The 21,804-nt window shown below is 73.6% G+C and carries 20 protein-coding genes; 9 read left to right on the forward strand and 11 right to left on the reverse strand.

Annotated elements, in window-relative coordinates; all coding sequences use genetic code 11:
- Positions 1 to 146 precede the first annotated feature (146 nt).
- Entirely contained in the window at positions 147 to 758 is a 612-nt protein-coding gene (gene wrbA / locus ACZ7LU_RS37195) for an NAD(P)H:quinone oxidoreductase (protein ID WP_471919292.1), read from the reverse strand.
- Positions 759 to 1,304: 546 nt separating this feature from the next.
- On the opposite strand from wrbA, the gene sigJ (ACZ7LU_RS37200) reads away from it, so the two are divergent.
- Positions 1,305 to 2,237 carry an RNA polymerase sigma factor SigJ gene (sigJ, locus tag ACZ7LU_RS37200; protein ID WP_471919293.1) on the forward strand — a complete coding sequence of 311 codons (933 nt, stop codon included), beginning with the start codon at positions 1,305 to 1,307 and terminating at the stop codon, positions 2,235 to 2,237.
- 39 nt (positions 2,238 to 2,276) lie between these two features.
- On the opposite strand, the gene ACZ7LU_RS37205 is transcribed toward sigJ (ACZ7LU_RS37200), so the two are convergent.
- The gene (locus ACZ7LU_RS37205; protein WP_471919294.1) at positions 2,277 to 2,663 is read right to left on the reverse strand and encodes a nuclear transport factor 2 family protein; all 387 of its coding nucleotides are present in this window, start codon (positions 2,661 to 2,663) and stop codon (positions 2,277 to 2,279) included.
- 129 nt (positions 2,664 to 2,792) lie between these two features.
- On the opposite strand from ACZ7LU_RS37205, the gene sigJ (ACZ7LU_RS37210) reads away from it, so the two are divergent.
- Both sigJ (ACZ7LU_RS37210) and ACZ7LU_RS37215 read left to right on the forward strand, forming a co-directional pair.
- Positions 2,793 to 3,725 (forward strand): RNA polymerase sigma factor SigJ, encoded by a 933-nt coding sequence (gene sigJ / locus ACZ7LU_RS37210; protein ID WP_468093206.1) that lies wholly within the window; start codon positions 2,793 to 2,795, stop codon positions 3,723 to 3,725.
- Between the two features lie 129 nt (positions 3,726 to 3,854).
- Positions 3,855 to 4,328 carry a carboxymuconolactone decarboxylase family protein gene (locus ACZ7LU_RS37215; protein WP_398310766.1) on the forward strand — a complete coding sequence of 158 codons (474 nt, stop codon included), beginning with the start codon at positions 3,855 to 3,857 and terminating at the stop codon, positions 4,326 to 4,328.
- A 66-nt stretch (positions 4,329 to 4,394) separates the two neighbouring features.
- On the opposite strand, the gene ACZ7LU_RS37220 is transcribed toward ACZ7LU_RS37215, so the two are convergent.
- Together ACZ7LU_RS37220 and ACZ7LU_RS37225 are read right to left on the reverse strand one after the other, a co-directional pair.
- On the reverse strand, positions 4,395 to 5,855 hold the full coding sequence (locus tag ACZ7LU_RS37220; protein WP_468316011.1) for a multicopper oxidase family protein: 1,461 nt from the start codon (positions 5,853 to 5,855) through the stop codon (positions 4,395 to 4,397).
- Positions 5,856 to 6,018: 163 nt separating this feature from the next.
- Complete coding sequence (locus tag ACZ7LU_RS37225) at positions 6,019 to 7,239, reverse strand: aromatic ring-hydroxylating oxygenase subunit alpha (RefSeq protein WP_471919295.1); 1,221 nt, start codon at positions 7,237 to 7,239, stop codon at positions 6,019 to 6,021.
- 219 nt (positions 7,240 to 7,458) lie between these two features.
- Here ACZ7LU_RS37225 and ACZ7LU_RS37230 point away from each other — a divergent pair, with 219 nt between their 5' ends.
- Positions 7,459 to 7,947, forward strand: coding sequence for a cupin domain-containing protein (locus ACZ7LU_RS37230; protein WP_471919296.1), 489 nt, complete (start codon positions 7,459 to 7,461; stop codon positions 7,945 to 7,947).
- 207 nt (positions 7,948 to 8,154) lie between these two features.
- On the opposite strand, the gene ACZ7LU_RS37235 is transcribed toward ACZ7LU_RS37230, so the two are convergent.
- Both ACZ7LU_RS37235 and ACZ7LU_RS37240 read right to left on the reverse strand, forming a co-directional pair.
- Positions 8,155 to 8,523: a hypothetical protein gene (locus ACZ7LU_RS37235; protein WP_398310754.1), complete on the reverse strand. Its 369-nt coding sequence runs from the start codon at positions 8,521 to 8,523 to the stop codon at positions 8,155 to 8,157.
- Between the two features lie 38 nt (positions 8,524 to 8,561).
- On the reverse strand, positions 8,562 to 8,876 hold the full coding sequence (locus ACZ7LU_RS37240; RefSeq protein WP_471919297.1) for a hypothetical protein: 315 nt from the start codon (positions 8,874 to 8,876) through the stop codon (positions 8,562 to 8,564).
- 245 nt (positions 8,877 to 9,121) lie between these two features.
- Here ACZ7LU_RS37240 and ACZ7LU_RS37245 point away from each other — a divergent pair, with 245 nt between their 5' ends.
- Positions 9,122 to 10,300, forward strand: a complete 1,179-nt coding sequence (locus ACZ7LU_RS37245) for a PP2C family protein-serine/threonine phosphatase (protein ID WP_471919298.1) — start codon at positions 9,122 to 9,124, stop codon at positions 10,298 to 10,300.
- Positions 10,301 to 10,302: 2 nt separating this feature from the next.
- Here ACZ7LU_RS37245 and ACZ7LU_RS37250 read toward each other — a convergent pair whose 3' ends face one another.
- The 4 genes from ACZ7LU_RS37250 to ACZ7LU_RS37265 all read right to left on the reverse strand — a co-directional run bounded on the left by ACZ7LU_RS37250 (position 10,303) and on the right by ACZ7LU_RS37265 (position 15,178).
- The gene (locus ACZ7LU_RS37250; protein WP_471919299.1) at positions 10,303 to 11,772 is read right to left on the reverse strand and encodes an FUSC family protein; all 1,470 of its coding nucleotides are present in this window, start codon (positions 11,770 to 11,772) and stop codon (positions 10,303 to 10,305) included.
- Positions 11,773 to 11,824: 52 nt separating this feature from the next.
- Positions 11,825 to 12,742, reverse strand: a complete 918-nt coding sequence (locus tag ACZ7LU_RS37255) for an SDR family oxidoreductase (protein WP_471919300.1) — start codon at positions 12,740 to 12,742, stop codon at positions 11,825 to 11,827.
- Positions 12,743 to 13,104: 362 nt separating this feature from the next.
- Positions 13,105 to 13,548, reverse strand: a complete 444-nt coding sequence (locus tag ACZ7LU_RS37260; RefSeq protein WP_471919301.1) for a PNPOx family protein — start codon at positions 13,546 to 13,548, stop codon at positions 13,105 to 13,107.
- Positions 13,549 to 13,672: 124 nt separating this feature from the next.
- Positions 13,673 to 15,178 (reverse strand): SDR family oxidoreductase, encoded by a 1,506-nt coding sequence (locus tag ACZ7LU_RS37265; RefSeq protein ID WP_471919302.1) that lies wholly within the window; start codon positions 15,176 to 15,178, stop codon positions 13,673 to 13,675.
- A 180-nt stretch (positions 15,179 to 15,358) separates the two neighbouring features.
- Here ACZ7LU_RS37265 and ACZ7LU_RS37270 point away from each other — a divergent pair, with 180 nt between their 5' ends.
- From ACZ7LU_RS37270 to ACZ7LU_RS37285, 4 genes are all read left to right on the forward strand, one after another.
- Positions 15,359 to 15,871: an SRPBCC family protein gene (locus ACZ7LU_RS37270; RefSeq protein ID WP_398310733.1), complete on the forward strand. Its 513-nt coding sequence runs from the start codon at positions 15,359 to 15,361 to the stop codon at positions 15,869 to 15,871.
- On the forward strand, positions 15,864 to 17,486 hold the full coding sequence (locus ACZ7LU_RS37275; RefSeq protein ID WP_471919303.1) for a phytoene desaturase family protein: 1,623 nt from the start codon (positions 15,864 to 15,866) through the stop codon (positions 17,484 to 17,486). Before ACZ7LU_RS37270 ends, ACZ7LU_RS37275 begins: the two co-directional genes overlap by 8 nt.
- 152 nt (positions 17,487 to 17,638) lie before the next feature.
- Positions 17,639 to 18,526: a short-chain dehydrogenase/reductase gene (locus ACZ7LU_RS37280; protein ID WP_471151833.1), complete on the forward strand. Its 888-nt coding sequence runs from the start codon at positions 17,639 to 17,641 to the stop codon at positions 18,524 to 18,526.
- Between the two features lie 68 nt (positions 18,527 to 18,594).
- Positions 18,595 to 19,632: a PHP domain-containing protein gene (locus tag ACZ7LU_RS37285; protein WP_471919304.1), complete on the forward strand. Its 1,038-nt coding sequence runs from the start codon at positions 18,595 to 18,597 to the stop codon at positions 19,630 to 19,632.
- Between the two features lie 29 nt (positions 19,633 to 19,661).
- On the opposite strand, the gene ACZ7LU_RS37290 is transcribed toward ACZ7LU_RS37285, so the two are convergent.
- Positions 19,662 to 21,758, reverse strand: a complete 2,097-nt coding sequence (locus tag ACZ7LU_RS37290; protein WP_471919305.1) for a xanthine dehydrogenase family protein molybdopterin-binding subunit — start codon at positions 21,756 to 21,758, stop codon at positions 19,662 to 19,664.
- Positions 21,759 to 21,804: the final 46 nt, after the last annotated feature.

Raw genomic sequence — 21,804 nt, forward strand, 5'->3', positions numbered from 1 at the left:
TCGCCGCCAGCCGCGAATACACCAACCCCATCGAACACATGCGGGCTTTGAGCATCCCCACCCCCCACATCCAACGGGACTGGATCCCCTCCTGACCCACCCAGGGGCCCCCTCACCCCTGCCCGGTGTCCGCCGGGGCCGCTCGCTCAGAGGGCGGCGTGGCCGGCTTTGAGGGCGGCGGCGGTGTCGACGACGCGGCGGGCCTGGTGGCGGGCGGCCTGCAGGGCGATGTCGCCGGGGGCGCCGTCGCCGGCGACGTGCGAGGTGCCGTACGGGTTGCCGGACTGGAACTGGATGGGGTCGGTGTAGCCGGGGGGCACGATGATGCCGCCCCAGTGGTAGAAGGTGTTGGACAGCGCCAGGATGGTGGATTCCTGGCCGCCGTGGGCGGTGTTGCTGGCGGTGAAGGCGGAGAACACCTTGCCGGCGATCTTCCCTTCGAACCAGAGGGGGCCGGTGGTGTCGATGAAGGCCCGCAGCTGGCTGGCGGGGTTCCCGAACCGGCTGGGGGTGCCGAACAGCACCGCGTCCGCCCAGGCCAGATCGTCATGGGTGGCCTCGGCGATGTCAGCGGTGGCCTCGCGGTGCTGCACCCAGGCCGGGTTGGCGCTGATCGCGGCCTCCGGCGCGGTCTCGGCCACCTTGCGCAGCCGCACCCTCGCACCCGCCTTCTCCGCGCCCTCGGCCACTGCTTGAGCCAACGTGTGCACGTTGCCGGTGGCGCTGTAATAGATGATCGCAACGTTCACAGGTTCCACAGCTGTTTCCTTTTCTTCTGCGTGTTCTGTACGGGTGACGCCGGCGGGCACGGCCGCGCACGCGCGAGGGCCAGACCCTTGGGAAAGAAATTCGGTATCGGTAAAGGAAGAGGAAAAAGCCCAGGAGGCCGTCCTGGGCGGCCAGTTCGCGGGGCGCCGCCGGCCCTGCACGGCGCTGTCGGCGCCCCCGCTGACTGGAGCCCCGCGGCCGGCGTCGGCCGAGGGCGCCCAGCGTCTGTCACTGGGTCTCGCGCACCGGGCGACGGGCCGTGGAGGCCGCGCCCGGCCGTGCTGGTGAGCCGCGGATCGGGGCTGAGGTCACGGGAATTCTCCTGGCAGGTGATGAGCGGCTTCGGGACCGAAGCCGGGGCAGGAGAGCGGGGATTCCTCGGCCGGGCGACCGGGGGATGGAGCCCGGCCAGGAATTCGATCTCCACCTGTACGACGACACAGGCCGTTGTAATGTGAGGTGACGCGCGCCACCTTCGGGCAATGCCTCATCGATATGGGTGAAGGCAGGGCGCAGCCAAGGGAGTTGGCGACACCATGAGCATGCATTCCCAGCCGGAGGACAGCCGTCTCGAGCCGGGCCTGAGCGCGGTTCTCAGCGAGCGGCGTCAGCTGATCAACCTCGCGTACCGCTTCCTGGGCTCGCTGGCCGACGCCGAGGACGTCGTCCAGGAGACCTACGCCCGCTGGTATGCCATGTCCGAACAGCAGCGGGACGCCGTCGCCGCGCCCGGCGGCTGGCTGACGCGGGTCGCCAGCCGCATCTGCCTGGACCTGCTCGGCTCGGCCCGCGCCCGGCGCGAGCGCTATGTGGGGGAGTGGATCCCCGAGCCGCTGCCCGACCACATGGAGTGGATCAGCGGCCGCTCCGGCGGCACCGCCGACCCGGCCGACCGCATCACCCTGGACGAGTCGGTCAACATGGCCTTCCTCGTGGTGCTGGACTCGATGACCCCGGCCGAGCGCGTCGCGTTCATCCTCCATGACGTCTTCCACTACTCCTTCGCCGAGATCGCCGAGATCGTCGGCCGCAGCCCGGCGGCCTGCCGCCAGCTGGCCTCCTCCGCCCGCCGCCGCATCACCCACGCGCAGGCCCCCACCGCCGCGCCCGCCCGGCGCGCCGATCTGGTGCGCGACTTCAAGCAGGCCTGGCAGGCCAAGGACATCGAGGCCCTCATCGGCCTGCTCGACCCCGACGCCACCACCATCGCCGACGGCGGCGGCCTGGTCAGCGCCGAACTGCGCCCGGTCACCGGCGGCGAGCAGATCGCCCGGGTCTTCGCCGAGGTCGCCGGCAAGGCCCCCGACCTGACGCTCCTGGAGCGCACCGTCAACGGCCAGCCCGGCCTGGTCGCCCAGCAGGACGGCATCACCGTCTCGGTGCTCGCCTTCGACGTGGCGGGCGATCGCATCACGCACATCTGGGCGGTGCGCAACCCCGAAAAGCTGCGCCCCTGGACGGCGGGCTGACCCCCAGGCTGACCCCCGGGCGGCCAAGTCCCGCCGCGCTCAGCCCTGTTCGGGCGGGGCGCCCAGGGGCACCTTGTAGCTCTCCAGGTGGCTGATCGCGTCACCGGCGAAGGTGAACACGTCGCAGAAGAGGAACTCCGCGGTGGCCCCGGTGGGCAGGGTCAGGGCGGCGCGGCCGGTGGCGACCACATGGTCGCCCTCCTCGATCAGCCGGTCGACGGTGATGGACGGACGCTGGACCACGCCCTTCACGACGACACCGTCCTTGTTGTGGATGACGCCCCGCAGCGCGTCCTTGCCCTGCACCCGCAGCTGGCCCAGGCTCTCCCACACCACGTCGTCGGTCACCAGGGACAGGACCTTCTCGTGATCGCCGCTGAGGACCCCGTCGCGGTACTGCTCCACGATGACTTTGTGTTTGCTCATGCCAAATGACTATTTGATACGACTAGGAGGGCGCTGGAATACCGCCAGAAGGTCGGTGACCTCACATTCCTGGCGGCTGTCTCGTCGTATCCGATGACGGCATTTTCGGCCAAAGGAGCACGCGACACGATGAGGACGCAGACCGAGCCAGAAGACGATCAGCTTGAGGCGGACCTGGGCGCGGTCCTGAGCGAGCGGCGTCAGCTGATCAACCTCGCGTACCGCTTCCTGGGCTCGCTGGCCGACGCCGAGGACGTCGTGCAGGAGGCCTACGCCCGCTGGTATGCCATGTCCCGCGCGCAGCGCGAGGCCGTCGCCTCGCCCGGCGGCTGGCTGACCACCGTGGCCAGCCGTATCTGCCTGGACCTGCTCGGCTCGGCCCGCGCCCGGCGCGAGCGCTATGTGGGGGAGTGGATCCCCGAGCCGCTGCCCGACCACTCGGAGTGGATCAGCGGCCGTTCCAGCGGCACCGCCGACCCGGCCGACCGCATCACCCTGGACGAGTCGGTCAACATGGCCTTCCTCGTCGTCCTGGAGTCGATGACCCCGGCCGAGCGGGTCGCGTTCATCCTCCACGACGTCTTTCGGTACTCCTTCGCCGAAGTGGCCGAAAGCGTCGGCCGCAGCCCGGCGGCCTGCCGCCAGCTGGCCTCCTCCGCCCGCCGCCGGCTGCGCAGCGCCCAGCAGGACGGCGTCACCGCCACCGCCCAGCGCGCCGACATCGTCCGCAACTTCAAGCAGGCCTGGGAGGCCAAGGACATCGGCGCCCTGATCAGCCTGCTGGACCCGGACGCCACCGGCCTGGCCGACGGCGGCGGCCTGGTCAACGCCGCGCCCCCCACCGGCGGCAGCGAGCAGATCGCCCGCTACCTGGTCACCATCACCGGCAAGGCGCCGGGCCTGACCATCCTGGAGCGCACCGTCAACGGCGAGCCCGGCCTGGTGGTCCAGCAGGCCGGCGTCACCGTCTCGGTGCTCGCCTTCGACTTCGCGGGCGATCGCATCAAACACCTGTGGGCGGTGCGCAACCCCGAAAAGCTGCGCCCCTGGACCACCGGCTGACCGCCGCGCCGGGCCGCCCCCGCGGCGGCCCGGCACGAGGGACCCTGCAGGTCATATGGGCTGCTGTCACATTTTGCCGGGCCATCTCGTCGGAGCTGTGTACGCACCAGCACGACAGAGGAGCCCGCCATGGACGCTCGCTTGAACCTCTTCGCCAACCCGGTCTCGGCCAGGTTCCTGAAGCACCTGGCCTCAGCGGGGAAAGCGGCCGCACAGGCACCGATCCCGGCGGCGACCCTGGAACTGGTCGGCCTGCGCGCCAGCCAGATCAACGGCTGCGGCTTCTGCGTCGACAGCCACACCAAGGAGGCCGCGCACGCCGGGGAGAGCGCCCAGCGCCTCCACCTGGTCGCCGCCTGGCGCGAGGCCACCGTCTTCACCGACGCCGAGCGCGCGGCCCTGGAGCTGACCGAACAGGGCACCCGGACCGCCGACGCGGCCGGCGGTGTCACCGACGCCGCCTGGGCGAACGCCGCCCGGCACTACGACGAGGACCAACTGGCCGCCCTGGTCTGCCACATCGCCGTCATGAACGCCTTCAACCGCGTCAACGTCCTGACCCAGCAGCCCGCCGGGGACTACCAGGTCGGCCAGTTCGGCTGACCCGGCCCCGGGAGAGGGGGGCGGGGCGGCCGCCTGCGGTCCGAGGGGACCGCAGGCGGCCCCACCTCAGCTGATCCTCATCGTGGCCATCATGCCCATCGCCGAGTGGTCGAGCATGTGGCAGTGGTACACATACGAGCCGCGGTAACTGTCGAACGTCGCCTGGAGCTTGACCGTCTCGCCCGCCGCGACGATCACCGTGTCCTTCAAGCCCGTCTCACCGGGCGCCGGCGGCTTCCCGCCCCGCTCCAGCACCCGGAACTGCACCAGGTGCATGTGGAAGTTGTGCGGCACCCGCGCATTGGTGTTGGTGACCGTCCATATCTCGCTGGCCCCGAACCGGATGTTGGCATCCACCCGCGCGGGGTCGTACATCTTGCCGTCCATGAACCCCTTGGGGTGCGCGACCCCCTCCTCCATCTGCATCGCGATGGACCGCTCGTTGGTCGGCGCGGGCAGCGCCGGCAGCGAACGCAGCACCGAGGGCACCGAACTGGGATCGTCCGCGGTGCGCACCACGTCGAACCGCATCACCTGGCCGACCTGCTCGGCGTTGCCGGCGAAGATGATGGTGTTCTCCAGCACCACCTTGTGGCCCACCGCGTACCGCGAGAAGTCGATGACCACATCGGCGCGCTCACCGGGCGAGAGGATGAAGGAGTCGGTGGTGTGCGGGCGCGGCAGCAGACCGCCGTCCGACCCGATCTGGATCATCTCGCCGCCGTCGGCCAGCCGCAGGCCCATGAAGCGCTGGTTGGACATGTTGGCGAACCGCAGCCGGTACTTGCGGGCGGCGACCTGGAAGTAGGGGTAGGGCACCCCGTTCACCAGCAGCGTGCTGCGCTGCTGGTCGTCCATGGTGTAGACGAGCTGCCCCGCCGCATCGAAGTGCGCGTCACGGATGGCGACCACCACGTCGTACTCGCCCTTGGGCAGCGGCAGCTTGTCCTCGATGGCGTCGGTCAGCAGGTAACTGCCGTGCAGCCCGCGGTAGACGTTCTCCGACTCCTTGTGGTGGGCGTGGTCGTGGTACCACAGCGAGGCGTGCGGCTGCTTGTTGGGATAGGTGTAGATACGCTCGCCGCCCGGGGCCAGGGTGTCCATCGGATCCCCGTCGTTGGCCTGGGTCACCGACGCGCCGTGCAGGTGCACCGAGGTGGCCACGTCCAGCTCGTTGCGCTGGCGCACGATCACCGGGCGCCCGGTGCGCGCCTTGATGGTCGCGCCGGGAAAGTGCCCGTTGTAGGTCAGCAGGTCGGTCTGGATGCCCGGCAGGACCTCCCTGCGGACCGCGCGCATGGTGACGTCGTAGTGATCGGCGGTGGAGGTGCGGAAGGTGGGTCTGAGCACCGGCATCAACGGCATGGGACGGGTGAACAGTTCAGGGGTGGCCGCCGTGGACGGACCGGCCTTGGCCGGGCTGGCCTTGGCCGGGTCCACGGCGAGCAGGGGGGTGAACGACGCCCCGGTGAGCCCTACGCCCGCGGCGGCGAGTCCTGTGCCGAGCAGACGGCGTCGGGTGACCATGGTGCCCTCCTAAGTGCGTGAGTGAATGGCACCCGGCGGCCGGCCGCGCCCTGATGAGGAGGCGCGCGGCAGCATGCGGCCGTGCGGTGCCAGCCGCAGTTCATCAGCAGCACCTCGAGGCGCACTCGTATCCGCTTCGTCCGCTTCGCCCGGCCCTGGGCGCTCACGGCAGCAGTCGGTCGGCCAGGTAGCGCTGGAACTGCCACAGCGGGCGCTCCAGATGACAAAAACGGCCGCTGGAGGGCCCCGGCGAGCTCTCCAGACCCCGCTGCACCCCCTGCACGGCCACCAGGTCCTCACCCTGCAGCACCCGCACCGACTCCCGGGCCTCGGCCAGCTGCTCCCGGCTCGGCTCGGTGTCCGGCGGCACCAGCAGCCCGAAGCGCGCCGCATGCGTGGCCGGCCCGGTGGGCAGCCAGCGCACCCACACCGCGGAATCCGGCAGCAGCGCCAGCACACACTGCGGGAACAGCCCGGCCAGCAGCATCCCCTGGGGCGGCCCGGCCTCCGGCGCCTGCGCATAGGGAGTGAACATGGTGAACCAGCGGCCCTCGCACTCGTCCAGGACCGTGGTGCGCCCGGGCAGCACCGGCTCCAGGGTCTGCGCGTGCGTGCCCATGTGGTGGTAGTTCTCCGAACCGTTCTCCACCGCCACCTTCCAGTTGGCGGGCACGTCCTGCCACGCCTCGACGGCCACCGTCCGCCATTCGGCGAGCCCGTAGGCGGCCAACCGCTCTGCCAGGCCCGCCAGTTGGGGCTCCAGCGGCGGGGCGTCGGGGTCCAGGCACACCAGCACGAAGCCCTGCCACTGCGTCACCCGCGCCTGCGGCAGCCGGCACGCCGCCCGCTCACGCGGACCGAAGTCCACCTTGCTCATCAGCGGCGCCCCCGCCAACTGCCCCGCATAACGGCCGTCCAGCCGGTAGGTCCAGGTGTGGTACGGACAGGTCAGCCGCGTCAGACTGCCGCGCTCGGGGGTGGTCTCCGGCGGCAGGACATCCATGAAGCGGTGCCGGCACACCCGGGACAGGGCATGCAGCTCACCCTGCTCGTCACGGGTGATGACCAGCGGATGCCCCGCGACATCCACCCGCAGATAGTCGCCGGGAGCGGCCACTTCGTCGCTGCGCGCCACACACAGCCAGTCCCGCCCGAAGATCTGCTCCCTCTCGCGCTCGTACCAGGCGGGGGAGGTGTACGCCTGGGGCGGCAGCGTCTCACCGCGCTCCAGGGGCAGCCCGGCCAGCCGCCGCAACTGCGCGAGCAGGCCGGGCAGACCGGCGGACCCGGCCGGCTCGCTCGGCGCGGTGCGCTCGGTGAGGTCGCTCGGTTCGGTGAGGTCGCTCGGTTCGGTGAGTTCGGTGAGTTCGCTCGGTTCGGTCATGACAGCACCGTTTCCCTCTCCTGGGGGCGGGCCGGACCGGTCGCCGGACACGGACGGTCCGGCCGGTCGACGGCCTCGTGGGAAAAACGCTAGGCGCCCCGCGCGCCGGGCGAATCGTCGCCAGGAGCGACCCGGCTGCTGCACACTTCGGATGACCCCGCCCCGCCGCTCTCCGCCCCACGTGCCCCGCCCAGGTGCCCCGCCCGAAGGGATGTGTCCATGAGTGAGCCCGCCGGTGCCCGCCCGCTCTTCGTCGGCCCGGAGCGGACCGGCGCCCCGGGAGCGGGGCCGATCAGCGTCGTGTGGTCGCTGGGCGGTGACGGCCGCGACCTGGACGCCGCCGTCGTACGCCTGGCACCCGGCGCGGACCTGGGCGAGCACACCGAGAACGGGTGCGGGATCCTGCTCACCGTGCTGGCCGGCAGCGGCGAACTGCGCGTACCGGGGGAGGTGCTGCCGCTCGCGCCCGGCGCGCTGGCCTGGCTGCCCGCCCGCACCCCGCGCTTTCTGCGGGCGGGGGAGCACGGACTCACCTACACCACCGCCCACCGCCGCCGCCCGCTGCCCGAGACCGGCCCAGAGACGGCCGGCGGCGGGGAGCCCGCCTGCCTGCTGGAGCGGGTCTGCCCGCGGTGCGGCCGCCTGGCCGGCGAACGCGACGCCCGCTACTGCGCCCGCTGCGGGACCGCGCTGGCCGCCGCCGGATGAGTGCGCGCCGGGCCGCACGGAGAGACCACCGGGGGAGGGGGCGCCGCCTCCTCGGCGGCCGGCGCCTCATCCGCAGGAACGAGGACAACCTGCCCGCCGGCCCGGAGAGCGGCCTCAGACCCGGCCCGCCGGGCGGGCGCACTGCCCCCGGACATGCCCCCGCCCGGCGGGCCGGGCCGCCGGGCGGGAGCGAGGGTCAGGGCGAGGTCACCGGTTTTCCAGGCGCAGGCTCACGTCCTTTTCCTGGTCGCCGGAGGCGGAGCCTTCCTCGGTGACGGCGAAGGCCGCCGAGAGCACCGTGACGATCTGGTCGACCGCGACATAGCCGCCCTGCACCGCGGCGGTCACCGGGCCGCTCAGCGACGGCGTCCCGCCCGGCCCGCCGCCCGCCGGACGGGCGGTGTCGAAGACACCGTTCCACACGGTCGGCCCCGAGGTGGTCTCCGCGGGCGCCGGACTGCCCTCCCGGTCCGAGGCGTAGACCGCCTCCAGGACACCGAAGACACTCCCGGCGTCGTCCGCCGCACCGCTCAGTTCCACCGTGACCCGCGCCGGGTTCTCATCCGCATCGCTCACCGTCGTTTCCCTTTCCTCGCGTTCGTGCTGCTGGGCCCTCAACCCGAGGGCTCCTCCGGCACCGGCGACCCGGAGGGGTCCTGCGCCGCCGGGGAGCCGCCGCGCCGGCCGGTGCCGGCCTCGTCCGTGTCGGGCACGTCCTCACCCTGACCCTGACCTTGACCCTGGTTCGGGGCCGGTTCCTGGCCCTCGTCCTCGTCCTGGCCCTTGCCCTGGTCCTGGTCCTGGGGCCGGTTCTCGTCGAACTGCAGGTCCCAGGGGTCCTGTCCGCCGTCGGCCTGCTGGTCGGGCGGGTCCCTGGGCACCGGTGTGCTGCCGTCCGCGCCGGGGGAGGCCGGTACCTGTTCACTCACGATGTGTCTCCTCTCCACCGCTCGGCTCCGGCGGGCACCGACTCCCTTTTGCCGCCGGCCGTTCCGGAGCTGGGGTGCAGGTACCCGCGCAGGGCGGGACAACTCGTACTGATCACCGTGGACCAACCGCGCCGGATCGGCGACACGGGTGAGCCGGCCCGCGCGCCGGGCAGGCACGGCACGGCGGTGTGAGACTGCTCGTGTCGCGCGACCCCGCTGTTGGACCGCTGTGGAAGGGAGACGACGTGCCGACCTCGGAGCCGCCCAGTGGACTGGAGGAGTTCCTCGCGGACCCGGCCAACGCCGCACTGGACCTGGCCACCGCGGTCACCCGGTGCGCGACGGCCCTGGGCGTGCCCCAGGCCGTGGTCTACCTCGCCGACCTCCAGCAGCGCCGGCTGATCCCGCTGAGCGACGACGCACCGGCCCACGACGTGGACGACTCACTGGCCGGCTGGGCCTACCGCACCCTGTCCCTGCGCGTGGAGGAATCCCCCACCGGAGGCATGACCGCCTGGCTGCCCCTTTTGGACGGCGCCGAACGGCTGGGCGTGGCCGCCATCCACGCACCCGCCCTGGACCCCGCCCTGCTGCGCCGCAGCAGGGCCCTGGCCGCCCTCCTGGCGATGATGATCACCTCCAAGCGCGCCTACAAGGACACCCTCGTCCAGCGCACCCGCTCCGAACCCATGCACCTGCCCGCGGAGATGCTCCGCGCCTTCCTGCCGCCGCGCACCATCGGCAACACCCACGTCGTGTCGACCGCCGTGCTGGAACCCGCCTACGAAATCGGCGGCGACGCCTTCGACCACAACCTCACCCGAACGGCCCTGCACGCCACGATCCTGGACGCCATGGGCCACAACCTGCTCTCCGGCCTGACCACGGCGGTCGCCCTGGCCGCCTGCCGCAACGGCCGGCGCACCGGAGCGGACCTGCCCGAGCTCCTGGAGACCGTGGATGCGGCACTCGGCCAGTGGCTGCCCGACCAGTTCTGCACGGGCGTGCTCACCCGGCTCGACCTGGCCAGCGGGGTGCTGCGCTGGAGCAACTGCGGGCACCCGCCGCCCCTGCTGATCCGCGACCACCGGCTCGTCGAGGGAGCCCTGGAACGCGAACCCGACCCGCCCCTGGGCTTCACCGCGCACTTTCTCAGCGCGAAGCGCCAGGTGCACGAGACGAGACTGGAGCCCGGCGACCGCGTGCTCCTGTACACCGACGGCGTGACCGAGGCACGGCTGGCGGACGGCACCGAGTTCGGACTCGAACGGTTCGCCGACTCCATCATCCGCGCCTCCGCCGCCGGAGAAGTGGCGGCGGAGGCGCTGCGCCGGCTCATCCACTCGATCCTGGACGCCCAGCCCAACCGGCTCCGGGACGACGCCACCATCCTCATGTTCGAGTGGCAGCCGCCCGGCCGGTGACCTCAGCCCTTCTTGCCGTCCTTGCCGTTCTCGTGGATGTCCTCCTGGGCGGTGGGGCTCGGCGTGAGGGTGTCGCCGGCCTCGCCGTCCTTGGCGTGCTCGCGCCGCTCATCGGGCACGGGCCGCGTCTCGGCGTCCTCCACCTCCTCGAAGACCTCTTCGGCCGCGGTCTGCGCGGGCCGGTCGGCGGGGTTGTGCTCGCGGTCGCTGTGCTGCATGGGTGATGTCCCTTCTGGTTTCTTTCCTTCGGCGCCGGCCTCCTCGGAGTCCGCGGACCCGTCCGAGGGACGGCCGGCCGCCACCACCGCCAGGTCGCCCAGCAGCCGCTGGGTGTCCGCGGCCAGGCCGCCCAGGGCCGGGGTGACCTCGTGGCGGCCGTCCCTCAGCAGCTGGACGAGGCGGTCGTGCGCCTCCTGCGCGGCCCGCAGGGCGGCCTGCCGCTCGGCCGTGCGGTCCACGCCGCCCGGCGGGGCACTGCCGGTCCGCGCGGAGTCCTTCATGGCATCGGCCCGGGCCTCGGCGTCGGCGTAGTCGTCCAGCGCGCAGATGTCACCGGCCGACCGCAGCAGGTCCGTCAGGATCTGCCGCGCCTCGGCGGGCACATCGGTCAGCGCCGGCCGGTCCCGGCTGGTCTCGGCCAGCGTCCGCAGCAGCACCCGGACCTGGTCGCTGATGCGGTCCCAGGCGAAGTCCCAGTCCGCGGAGGGCAGCAGCGGCTCCGAGCGGCGCAGCTTGCGGCCCGGGTTGAGGCGGTAGCTCTCGTGCGACCAGCGCCTGGCCGTGCGCAGGTCGGTCACCAGGTCGGTCAGCCGCTGCGCCCGGTCGTGCCACGTGGCGGCCTGCTCCTGGCTGAAGTTCCGCTCCACGCCGTCGGCGACCGCGTACAGCAGCTCGGCGCTCTCCTGGGCCAGCCGGGCCCGCAGATGCCGCACGTCCCGCCCGTGGACGGGGGGCAGGACCACGGCGTTCACCACGATCCCGATGACGGCGCCGAGCACCGTCTCGAAGAGCCGGTGCAGGATGTCCACGCCCGTGTACGTGCCATAGGCCAGCACGAACAGGGCGGCGGTGGGGGCGTAGACGCCCTGGGTGCCGAACCGGGCGTAACCGCTCAGCAGCACCGTCACCGGCAGCACGATCGCCATCGCGGCCAGCGAGTTGTTGCCCGTCACCATCGCGCCGCCCGCCGCCAGCAGGGTGCCGGTGACCACCACCGCGAGCTGCTGCAGCGCCGAGCGCACCGAGCGGTAGACGGTGCTCTGCACGATGAACAGCGCCGTCCACGGCGCCAGCATCGCCATCGGGGCGCTCCACCACCAGCCGGCCAGCGCCCAGGCCAGCACGCCGGCCCCGGCCGCCTTGAGCGACTGGACCGTGGTGTCCCGCTCGGGGCCCGGCGCCGTCACCGCCCGCCGGGCCGCGTTCCAGATGGCCTGTACGTCCCACGCCACCGCGCGCCAGATCTCGCTCACCGTCCTCGTCCTCGAACAACACTCAAAATGCCCGGCGCACTGCCCGGGACGGTCAGGGCAGGGGTGTGCCGCCGGTGGCGTTCATGACCTCGGCGGTGATGAAACTCGCGTGCTCCGAGGCGAGGAAGACGTAGGCGGGCGCCATCTCCGCGGGCTGCGCGGGCCGGCCCAGCGGCGCCTGCTTGCCGAACTCGGCGGTGTCCGGCAGCGTCGCGGGGATCAGCGGCGTCCACACCGGCCCCGGCGCCACCGCGTTGACGCGGATCCCGTCCTCGGCCAGCATCTGCGCGAGCCCCTGGGTGAAGGTGACGATGGCGCCCTTGGTCATGGCGTAGTCCAGCAGGTGCGGACTGGGCTTGTAGGCCTGCACCGACGTGGTGTTGATGATCGAGCCGCCGCGCGGAATGTGCGGCACCGCCATCTTGCACAGCCAGAACATGCCGTACAGGTTGGTGCGCACGACCCGGTCGAACTGCTCGGTGGAGATGTCCTGGATGCCCTTGGGCTGGGACATCTGGTAGGCGGCGTTGTTGACCAGCAGGTCGATCCGCCCGAACTCGGCCACCGCACGCTCCACGAGCTTGCGGCACTGCTCCTCCTCGCGGATGTCGCACTCCACCGCGACGGCCCGGCGCCCGGCCTGCTCCACCCAGCGCACGGTCTCGCGTGCCTCGTCGGCCTCGGCGGGCAGGTGGGTGAAGACGACGTCGGCCCCCTCGCGGGCCACGGCGATGGCCACCGCCCGCCCGATGCCGGAGTCACCCCCGGTGATCAGTGCGGCCCGGTCGCGCAGCAGCCCGGAGCCGCGGTAGGAGTCCTCGCCGTGATCGGGCGGCGGGTCCATGGCGCCGGTCCACCCCGGCACCTGCTGGTCCTGCTGGGGGAACTCCGGCCGCGGCCCCTTCGTGGTGGGGTCCTGCGGACCCTGAGCGCCGTCATGGGCGTTGCCGTTGCCGGGGGAGTCCTTCATCTGGTGCTGCCTTTCTGTGGCGTGCGGCCGGGCGCGGGGCCTGCCGGGCCCCGCCGCGCCTGCTCCTACCTTCCGCAAGGTGGCGGCACCTCACCACCGGAACACCTCGCCCTCGAGGCCCGGCCGCCCGGGTGCCGCTGCGGTCGCGGCCCCGGGTGCCCTGCCCCCCGACCGGCAAAACGCGCAGGACAGGACCTTTTGCCGGGGCGCCGGCAGGCATGTTCCGCCCGATCGGGGAAAGCCGACAACCATGAAGATCCTTCTCGTCCTCGTCGTCCTCGGCATCGCCGCCGCCTGGTACATGAAGTCACACAAGGGCCGCTGAGAGCCCGGGTGCCACTACCCCGGCCCGGCCGGCCGGGTCAGGGGCGCCGTGCGGCCCCGGGCCCGGCCGCTTGGGGCCGCACGGGGCGCAGCTCGATGAAGTCGAAGGCCTTGAAACGGCGCAGCACGGGCCGCAGCGGCGCCGGCAGGACGCTGTGGTGTTCGTCGACGAACACCCGCGGCTGGGCCAGCTGGATGCGCCGGCCCAGGGTGTGCAGCTCGCAGCCGTTGTGGGCCAGGGTGTTGCGCACCCAGTCCGACTGCGGCCCATAGGGCAGGGATATGACGTAGTACGGGCCGTTGCGGAACACCTTGACGGGGGTGCGATAGGTGCGCCCCGACGTACGGCCGCGGTGCAGCACGGCACCGAAGCCCGGCAGGCGGGTGAGCGCCGGGCCCACGACACGGTTGGCGAACCTGCGGTTGAAACGGGCCAGCCGTCTTCGGAGGGGCCGGCCGGAGGCTCGGGCGGTAGGGGACATCCACAACTCCCTTGTCTGATCGGGTCGTTCCACGGCTTTCGCCGATCCCGCCCCGCGGGATGTGTCGGATTGTGGCAGGCCGCCTCCTCGGCCGGGGCGCTCAACCCGGCCCCGGGGGGAGGGTTCAGTCGGGTTCCCTGCGCGCGGCCTCGGCGATGTTGCGGGCCATGCCGCCGAAGACCACGGCGTGAAAGGGCGCCACCGACCACCAGTACAGGTGCCCCAGCAGGCCGCGCGGGTGGAACAGCGCGCGCTGGCGGTAGCGGGTGCGGCCCGCGCCGTCCTGCTCCACGCACATCTCCAGCCAGGCCAGGCCCGGCAGCCGCATCTCGGCCCGCAGCCGCAGCAGCCGGCCCGGCTCGATCTCCTCCACCCGCCAGAAGTCCAGGGAGTCACCCACCCGCAGGCGGTGCGCGTCGCGCCGGCCCCGGCGCAGCCCCACCCCGCCCACCAGCCGGTCCAGCAGCCCCCGCACCGCCCAGGCCAGCGGGAAGGAGTACCAGCCGTGCTCGCCGCCGATCCCCTCGACGACCCGCCACAGCGCCTGTGGGCCGGCGTCCACCACCAGCGTCCGGTGGTCGGTGTAGAGGCTGCCGCCGGCCCAGTCCGGGTCCGTGGGCAGCGGATCGCTGGGCGCCCCGGGCACCGAGGCCGAGGACCAGCGGGTGGTGACCTGCGCGTCCTGCACCCGCCGCAGCGCCAGCCGCAGCGCCTGGGTGAAGGGCAGCGGCCGGCCCGGGCCGTCGGGCACGTAGGCGGCGATGTCGTGCTCCTGGCAGATGACCTCATGGCGCAGCGACTCCGCCAGCGGCCGGGCGATCCCGTGCGGCACGGGCGTGACCAGCCCCACCCAGTAGCCCGAGACCCGGGGCGTCAGCAGCGGCACCGGCACGATCAGCCGGTGCGGCAGCCCGGCGACCTCGGCGTAGGCCCGCATCATGTCCCGGTACGTCATCACGTCCGGGCCGCCGATGTCGAAGCCGCGGTTCACCGAGCCGGGCAGGCCGGCGCAGGCCACCAGGTAGCGCAGCACGTCGCGCACCGCGATCGGCTGGATGCGGGTGCGCACCCAGCTGGGTGTCACCATCACCGGCAGCCGCTCGGTGAGATGGCGCAGCATCTCAAAGGACGCCGAGCCCGAGCCGATGATGACCGCCGCGCGCAGCACCGCGCTGGGCACCCCCGAGGCCAGGAAGATCCGGCCCACCTCGGCCCGCGAGCGCAGATGCGGCGACAGCTGGGCCGCGTCCACCCCGGCCGGGGTGAGCCCGCCCAGATACACGATCCGCGCCACCCCGGCCGCCCGCGCCTGCTCGGCGAAGGTCTGGGCCGCTTGCCGGTCGGTGTCCTCGAACCCGGCACCGGTGGTCAGCGCGTGCACCAGGTAGTACGCCACCTCGATCCCCTCCAGGGCGGCGGCCAGCGAGGCCGCGTCGGTGACATCCGCGCGGACCACCTCCACCCGACCGGCCCAGGGATGGTCACGCAGCTTGTGCGGGGAGCGGGCCAGGCACCGCACCCGGTGCCCGGCCGCCAGCAGTTCGGGCACCAGCCGGCCCCCGATGTAGCCGGTGGCCCCCGTCACCAGGACGTGCCGGCCGCCGCCGGGGGCCTGTTCGCGTTCGCTCACGTGCGCTGCCGCCTCGTTTCGTGCCGGGGGAGCGGGGCCGCTTCACCTCCGCAGTCTCACCCGCCGCGGCCCGCCCCGCGACATACGCCCCGGGGCGCGCGGACGGCCCGGGGCGCGCACGATGTTCAGACGAGCGGTTCGGGGCACTCGGCGATGACGGCGAGTCAGGGAGGCACACAGATGGCGCAGCGTCATCGACTGATCAGGGTGAGTCCGGCCACGGTGTGGGCGGTCCTCGCCGACGGCGAACGCTATGCCCAGTGGGTGGTGGGCACCGCATCCTCCACACCGGTGCGCGGCCACTGGCCCGCGGTCGGCGCGGCGATCGAGTACCAGGTGCGCCTGGGCCCCCTGCGGGCCACCAACGAGACGGTCGTACGGCGCTGCGAGGAGGGCTCCGTCCTGGAACTGGAGGCCAAAGCGGGCCCTCTGGGCACCGCCCGGATCGCCATCGAAGTGCGGCCCTGGGGCGAACACTGCCTGGTCATCGTGGACGAACACCCGCTGCGCGGCGCGGCCGGCGCCCTGCACAACGCCGGCGTCGAGGCCCTGATCCAGCTGCGCCACCGCGCGATGCTCGCCCGCCTGGCCCAGGTGTGCGAAGCCGAACAGGAGCACCCGCGCCGCGCCCTGGGCACGGTGACCGCCGGCCCGGGCCCCCGCCCCGCGGGAGGCGGCGAGGCACATGCCTGACGCGGTGGTGATCGGGGCCGGCCCCAACGGACTGGTCGCCGCCAACCTCCTGGCCGATGCCGGGTGGAGCGTGACGGTCCTGGAGGAACAGAGCGAGCCCGGCGGCGCGGTGCGCCACGACCGCGGCGTGCACCCCGACTTCGTCAACGACCTCTTCAGCTCCTTCTACCCGCTGGCCGCCGCCTCCCCGATCCTGCGGCGGCTGCGCCTGGAGGAGTACGGGCTGCGCTGGAGCCACGCCCCCCATGTCCTGGCCCATCCCCTCAGCGACGGCCGGTGTGCCGTCCTGGACCGCCGGGTCGAGGTCACCGCGGCCTCCCTGGAGGCCTTCGCCGCCGGGGACGGCGCCTCCTGGCACCGGCTGCACGACCTGTGGCAGGGCATCCGCCCCGACATCCTCAACGCCCTGTTCACCCCCTTCCCGCCCGTGCGGTCCGCCGCACGCCTGGCCTACCGGCTCAAGGCGGCGGGCGCCCTGCACCTGGCCCGCAGCCTGCTGCTGCCGGTCCGGCGCCTGGGCGAGGAGGAGTTCGCCGGCGAGGGCGGCAGGCTCCTGCTGGCGGGCAACGCCCTGCACGCCGACCTGGCCCCCGAGGCGGCGGGCAGCGGCGGCTTCGGCTGGCTGATGTCCCTGCTGGGCCAGAGCTACGGCTTCCCCGTCCCGGTCGGCGGCGCCGGCGAGCTCGTGCGGGCGCTGGTCGACCGGCTGCACGCGCGCGGCGCCACCGTGCAGTGCGGCCGCCGCGTCCAGCAGATCCTCGTCCGCGAGGGGCGGGCCATCGCGGTGCGCACCGCAGACGGCGACACCGTGCCCGCCGCCCGCGCCGTGCTGGCCGATGTGTCGGTGCCCGCCCTGTACGGCGAACTGGTCGCCGCCGAGCACCTGCCCGGCCAGCTCCTGGCCGACCTGCGCCGCTTCCAGTGGGACTTCGCCACCTTCAAGGTGGACTGGGCGCTGGAGGGGCCGGTGCCCTGGCAGGCCAAGGAGGCCGCGGGCGCGGGCACCGTGCACCTGGCCGACGGCGTGGACGAACTCACCCGGTTCGCCGCGCAGCTGGCCATGCACCAGGTACCCGACCGGCCCTTCCTGCTCTTCGGCCAGATGACCACCTCGGACGCCACCCGCTCACCGCAGGGCACCGAGTCCGCCTGGGCCTACACCCACGTGCCGCAGGACATCCGTGCCGACGCCGGCGAGGAGCACATCACCGGCGCCTGGAGCCCGGCGGAGCAGGAGCGCATGGCCGACCGCATCGAGGGGCAGGTCGAGCGCTTCGCCCCCGGCTTCCGCGCCCTCATCCGCGCCCGCCGCCTGCTGGCCCCCACCACCATGCAGTCCATGGACCGCAACCTGCACGGCGGCGCACTCAACGGCGGCACCACCTCCCTGCACCAGCAGCTGTTCTTCCGGCCCTCCCCGGGCACCGGCCGCCCCGAGACGCCCGTGGCCGGCCTCTTCCTCGCCTCGGCCGGCGCCCACCCCGGCGGCGGCGTGCACGGGGCGCCCGGCGCCAACGCGGCCCGCGCCGCGCTGCGGCGCCGGCTGCCCCTGCTGGCGGCCGCACAGCGCAGGCTCACCTCCCGCGACCGCACCGGCAGCCGACACCCCCACTAGACACCGGCCTCTCACCAGGGCCTCAACCCAAACCCTCAGCCCCTGGACACCTCCGACACCCCCCTCACCTCCGACACCCCCCTCAAAGACCGGCGCCCGCCACGCCCCGACCGCCCCCGACACCCCGACCCTGCGAAGGGCAGGCCCCCGCCATGCGCGACAGCCCCCTGCGCGACCGCACCGTGGTGGTGACCGGCGCGGCCCGGGGCCTGGGCGCCGCCCTGGCCCGCGAACTGGCCCGCCGCCACGCCCGGATCGCCCTGCTGGGCCACGAACGGGCCGCCCTGCGCCAGGTGGCGGCCACCCTGCCCGCCCCGGCCCTCGCCCTGGAAGTCGACATCACCGACCCGGCCGCCCTGCACAGGGCCGCCGACACCGTCCGCGCCCGCCTGGGCCGGCCCTCGGCCGTCATCGCCAACGCGGGCCTCGCCCTGGCCGGACCGGTGGAGACCGCCGACCCTCCCTCGTGGCGCCGGGTGATCGACGTCAACCTCACCGGCAGCGCGTTCACCGCCCAGGCCTTCCTGCCCGACCTGCTGCACACCCGCGGCTATTACCTGCAGATCGCCTCCACGGCCGCCCTGGGCGCCGTCCCGTTGATGAGCGCCTACTGCGCCTCCAAAGCCGGAGCCGAGGCCTTCACCCACGCCCTGCGGGCCGAAACCGCCCACCGCGGCATGGCGGTGGGCATCGCCTACCTCAACTGGACCGACACCGGCATGATCCGCGACATCCACACCCACCCCGCCCTCCAAGCACCCCGCCGCCTGCTGCCGCCCCCCGCCCGCCGCATCCTGCCCACCGACCAGGCCGCCGCCCGCCTGGCCCGGGCCGTGGAACAGCGCCGCACCGCCCTCTACCTCCCCGCCTGGACGCGCCTGGCCCAGGTGGGCCGGGCCGGTCTGCCGCCCCTGATCACCCGCCTGGCCCGGGCCCGCTTCCAGCACCGGCAAAGCGGCCTGCCCCGCACCCAGACCGGGCTGCTGGGCCCCGGCGGCCTCGCCGACCAGGCCGCCCGGCGCGACACCCCCCGGCCCTAGGGCCAGGCTGGAACGGACACACCCACCCGCCCGCAGCCGCCCCCTTTGCACCCCGTACGGAGGCGCCGATGGAGCCCGTCAAGGCCCTGGAACGCATCGCCTTCCTGCTCGAACGCGGCCGCGCCCCCACCTACCGCGTCCGGGCCTTCCGCACCGCCGCCGACGTGATCACCCGGCTGGGCCGGGAGGAGACGGCACGCCGCGCCGCCGACGGCTCCCTGGAGTCCCTCAAGGGCATCGGGCCCAAGACCGCCGCGGTCATCCGCGAAGCACTGGCCGGCGCCGTGCCCGGCTACCTGCAGCACCTCGAGGACGAGGCCGGCGCCCCCCTGGACCCCCACGAGGCCGGCGCCGGGCTGCGGGCACTGCTGCGCGGCGACTGCCATCTGCACTCCGACTGGTCCGACGGCGGCAGCCCCATCGAGGTCATGGGGCGCGCCGCCCGGGAGATCGGCCACGAGTGGGCCGTGCTCACCGACCACTCGCCGCGGCTGACCATCGCACGCGGACTCTCCCCCCAGCGGCTGCGCGAACAGCTGGCGGTGATCGACGACCTCAACGCCCAGTGGGCGCCCTTCCGGCTGCTGACCGGCATCGAGTGCGACATCCTGGAGGACGGCTCCCTGGACCAGGAGCCGGACCTGCTGGAGCGCCTGGACGTCGTGGTCGTCTCGGTCCACTCCAAACTGCGCATGGACGCCGCCGCGATGACCCGGCGCATGGTCGCCGCCGTGAGCAACCCCCGCGCCGATGTGCTCGGCCACTGCACCGGCCGCCTGGTCACCGGCCGCGGCCGGCCCGAGTCGCAGTTCGACGCGGATGAGGTGTTCGCCGCCTGCGCGGCCGCCGCCACCGCCGTGGAGATCAACAGCCGCCCCGAACGGCTCGACCCGCCCCGGCGCCTGCTGCGCCAAGCCGTCGCGGCCGGCGCGCTGTTCAGCGTGGACACCGACGCACACGCGCCCGGCCAGCTGGACTGGCAGATCATCGGCTGCGCCCGGGCCGAGGAGTGCGGCGTGCCGCCCGAACGGGTGGTGAACACCTGGCCGGCCCAGGACGTCCTGTCCTGGACCCGAACAAGCCGCTCCCGCACCACCACCCCCTGACCCCGTAAGCCACGGGTGGGCTGGCGGGGTCACAGGGCGTTGTTCAGTACCCGGTCCGGGGTGAGCGGGAGGTCGTGCAGGCGTACTCCGGTGGCGTGGTGCACCGCGTTGGCGATGGCCGCGGCCGTTCCGACGATGCCGATCTCCCCGATGCCTTTGCTGCCCATCGGGTTGAGGTGGGGGTCCTCCTCCTCGATCCAGTGCGCCTCGATCACCGGCACGTCGGCGTGCGCGGGCACGTGGTACGACGCCAGGTCGCACTCCGCGAAGTCACCGAAGGCGGCGTCCACCGTGCTGCCCTCCGTCAGCGCCATCCCCAGTCCCATCGTCATGGCGCCGATGAACTGCGAGCGGGCGGTACGGGAGTTGAGGATGCGCCCGGCGGCGTAGACGCCGAGCAGCCGGCGTACCCGCACCTCCCCGGTCACCGTGTCCACGCCGACCTCGGCGAAGTGGGCGCCGAAGGCATGCCGGGCGTAGTCGCTGTCCGCGTCGGCGGTGCCCGCCGTGTCGGCCGTGGCCCCCACCCCCTCCGGCGGCAGCTGCTGCCCCTCCTGCCCCGCCAGCCGCCCGGCCAGGCGCGTGCAGGCCTCGTGGACCGCCCACCCCCACGACGCCGTGCCCGAGGAGCCGCCGGCCAGCGGCGCCGCCGGCAGGTCACTGCTGCCGATCTCGGTCTGCACCCGCTCCACCGGAACCCGCAGCGCGTCGGCGGCGACCTGCGCGAGCACGGTACGGGCCCCGGTGCCGATGTCGGTGGCATTGACCCGGATCACGAAGCGCCCGTCCGGGCAGGCGTGGGCGCTGGCCCGGCACGGCGCGACGACCACCGGATAGGTGGCCGCCGCGACCCCGCTGCCCACCAGCACCGGCCCCTCGGCCCGCGAGCGGGGCCGCGGATCGCGCCGCGCCCAGCCGAAGCGCCGGGCCCCCTCCCGCAGGCACTCGGCCAGATGCCGGCTGCTGAAGGGCCGGCCGCTGTCGGGCTCGGCGGCGGTGTCGTTGCGCAGCCGCAGCTCGACGGGGTCGATGCCCAGCGCCACGGCCAGCTCGTCCATCGCCGACTCCAGCGCGTACATGCCCGGCGCCTCGCCCGGGGCCCGCATCCACGAGGGGGTCGGCACATCCAGCGGCACCACGCGGTGGGTGGTGCGGCCGTGGGGCGAGGCGTACATGACGCGGGCGGCGGCGGCGGCCGTCTCCATGAACTCCTTGACGCGCGAGGTGTGCGCGGTCACCTCGTGGATCACGGAGGTCAGCCGGCCGTCCCGCTCGGCGCCCAGCCGCACCCGCTGCAGGGTCGGGGCGCGGTGGCCCACCACGCTCGCCAACTGCCGCCGCGGCAGGACCAGTTTCACCGGCCGGCCCGTCGCGCGGGCGGCCATCGCGGCCAGCACCACATGCGGGCGCGGTGTGCCCTTGCAGCCGAACCCGCCGCCCACGTGCTCGGAGACGACCGTGACCTGCTCCTTGGGCAGCGCGAACAGGCCGGCCAGGACATCGCGGACGGTGGTGGCGCCCTGGCTGGAGTCGTACACGCTCAGCCGCCCGTCCTGCCAGTGGGCGGTGGCCGCGTGCGGCTCCATGGGGTGGTTGTGCAGCGGCGGCACCCGGTAGCGGGCATCCACGCGCACCGGCGCGGCATCGAAGGCCCCCTCGGCGTCCCCGCGCACGTGCTCACCCGAGGTGCCGTCCGTGTCCTCGGGTACGTAGGCGTCGGGGTGCCCGGTGCGCAGGGTGACGTCGTGGGGCTCCTCGGCGCAGGTGACCCGCACGGCCGCGGCCCCCTCGCGCGCCGCCTCCAGGCTCTCGGCGACCACCAGCGCCACATACCAGCCGCGGTGCGGGACGCGGGCGTTCTGCAGCACGGCCAGGGTCGCGTCGTCCGGCTCGGCAAGGCGCGGGGCGTTGCGGTGGGTGAGGACCGCCAGGACGCCGGGCACCGCCAGCGCCGCCCGGTCCTCGACGGCCGTGACCTCGCCGCGCGCCACCGTGGCCGCCACCGGCCAGGCATAGGCGCACCCCGGGGGCGTGTACTCGGCGGCGTACCGGGCGATCCCGCACACCTTGTCGGGACCCTCCCTGCGCTCGAGGTCCGCCCCGAGCGCGTCGACGGTGTCCGGCATGAGGTTCTCCCTGCTGAAGACTGGAGAGGGAAGGGGCGAAGGGAAC

The sequence above is a fragment of the Streptomyces sp. NPDC039462 genome (genome assembly GCF_055639375.1).

What these genes read in the sequence shown, in the direction of transcription:
- ACZ7LU_RS37230 (WP_471919296.1), top strand. Translation starts at nt 7,459, where the DNA reads ATGAGTGAGCCCGCCGGTGCCCGCCCGCTCTTCGTCGGCCCGGAGCGG.
- ACZ7LU_RS37285 (WP_471919304.1), top strand. Translation starts at nt 18,595, where the DNA reads ATGGAGCCCGTCAAGGCCCTGGAACGCATCGCCTTCCTGCTCGAACGC.
- sigJ (WP_468093206.1), top strand. Translation starts at nt 2,793, where the DNA reads ATGAGGACGCAGACCGAGCCAGAAGACGATCAGCTTGAGGCGGACCTG.
- ACZ7LU_RS37215 (WP_398310766.1), top strand. Translation starts at nt 3,855, where the DNA reads ATGGACGCTCGCTTGAACCTCTTCGCCAACCCGGTCTCGGCCAGGTTC.
- ACZ7LU_RS37255 (WP_471919300.1), bottom strand. Translation starts at nt 12,742, where the DNA reads ATGAAGGACTCCCCCGGCAACGGCAACGCCCATGACGGCGCTCAGGGT.
- sigJ (WP_471919293.1), top strand. Translation starts at nt 1,305, where the DNA reads ATGAGCATGCATTCCCAGCCGGAGGACAGCCGTCTCGAGCCGGGCCTG.
- ACZ7LU_RS37270 (WP_398310733.1), top strand. Translation starts at nt 15,359, where the DNA reads ATGGCGCAGCGTCATCGACTGATCAGGGTGAGTCCGGCCACGGTGTGG.
- ACZ7LU_RS37260 (WP_471919301.1), bottom strand. Translation starts at nt 13,548, where the DNA reads ATGTCCCCTACCGCCCGAGCCTCCGGCCGGCCCCTCCGAAGACGGCTG.
- ACZ7LU_RS37225 (WP_471919295.1), bottom strand. Translation starts at nt 7,239, where the DNA reads ATGACCGAACCGAGCGAACTCACCGAACTCACCGAACCGAGCGACCTC.
- ACZ7LU_RS37205 (WP_471919294.1), bottom strand. Translation starts at nt 2,663, where the DNA reads ATGAGCAAACACAAAGTCATCGTGGAGCAGTACCGCGACGGGGTCCTC.
- ACZ7LU_RS37290 (WP_471919305.1), bottom strand. Translation starts at nt 21,758, where the DNA reads ATGCCGGACACCGTCGACGCGCTCGGGGCGGACCTCGAGCGCAGGGAG.
- ACZ7LU_RS37280 (WP_471151833.1), top strand. Translation starts at nt 17,639, where the DNA reads ATGCGCGACAGCCCCCTGCGCGACCGCACCGTGGTGGTGACCGGCGCG.
- ACZ7LU_RS37275 (WP_471919303.1), top strand. Translation starts at nt 15,864, where the DNA reads ATGCCTGACGCGGTGGTGATCGGGGCCGGCCCCAACGGACTGGTCGCC.
- ACZ7LU_RS37220 (WP_468316011.1), bottom strand. Translation starts at nt 5,855, where the DNA reads ATGGTCACCCGACGCCGTCTGCTCGGCACAGGACTCGCCGCCGCGGGC.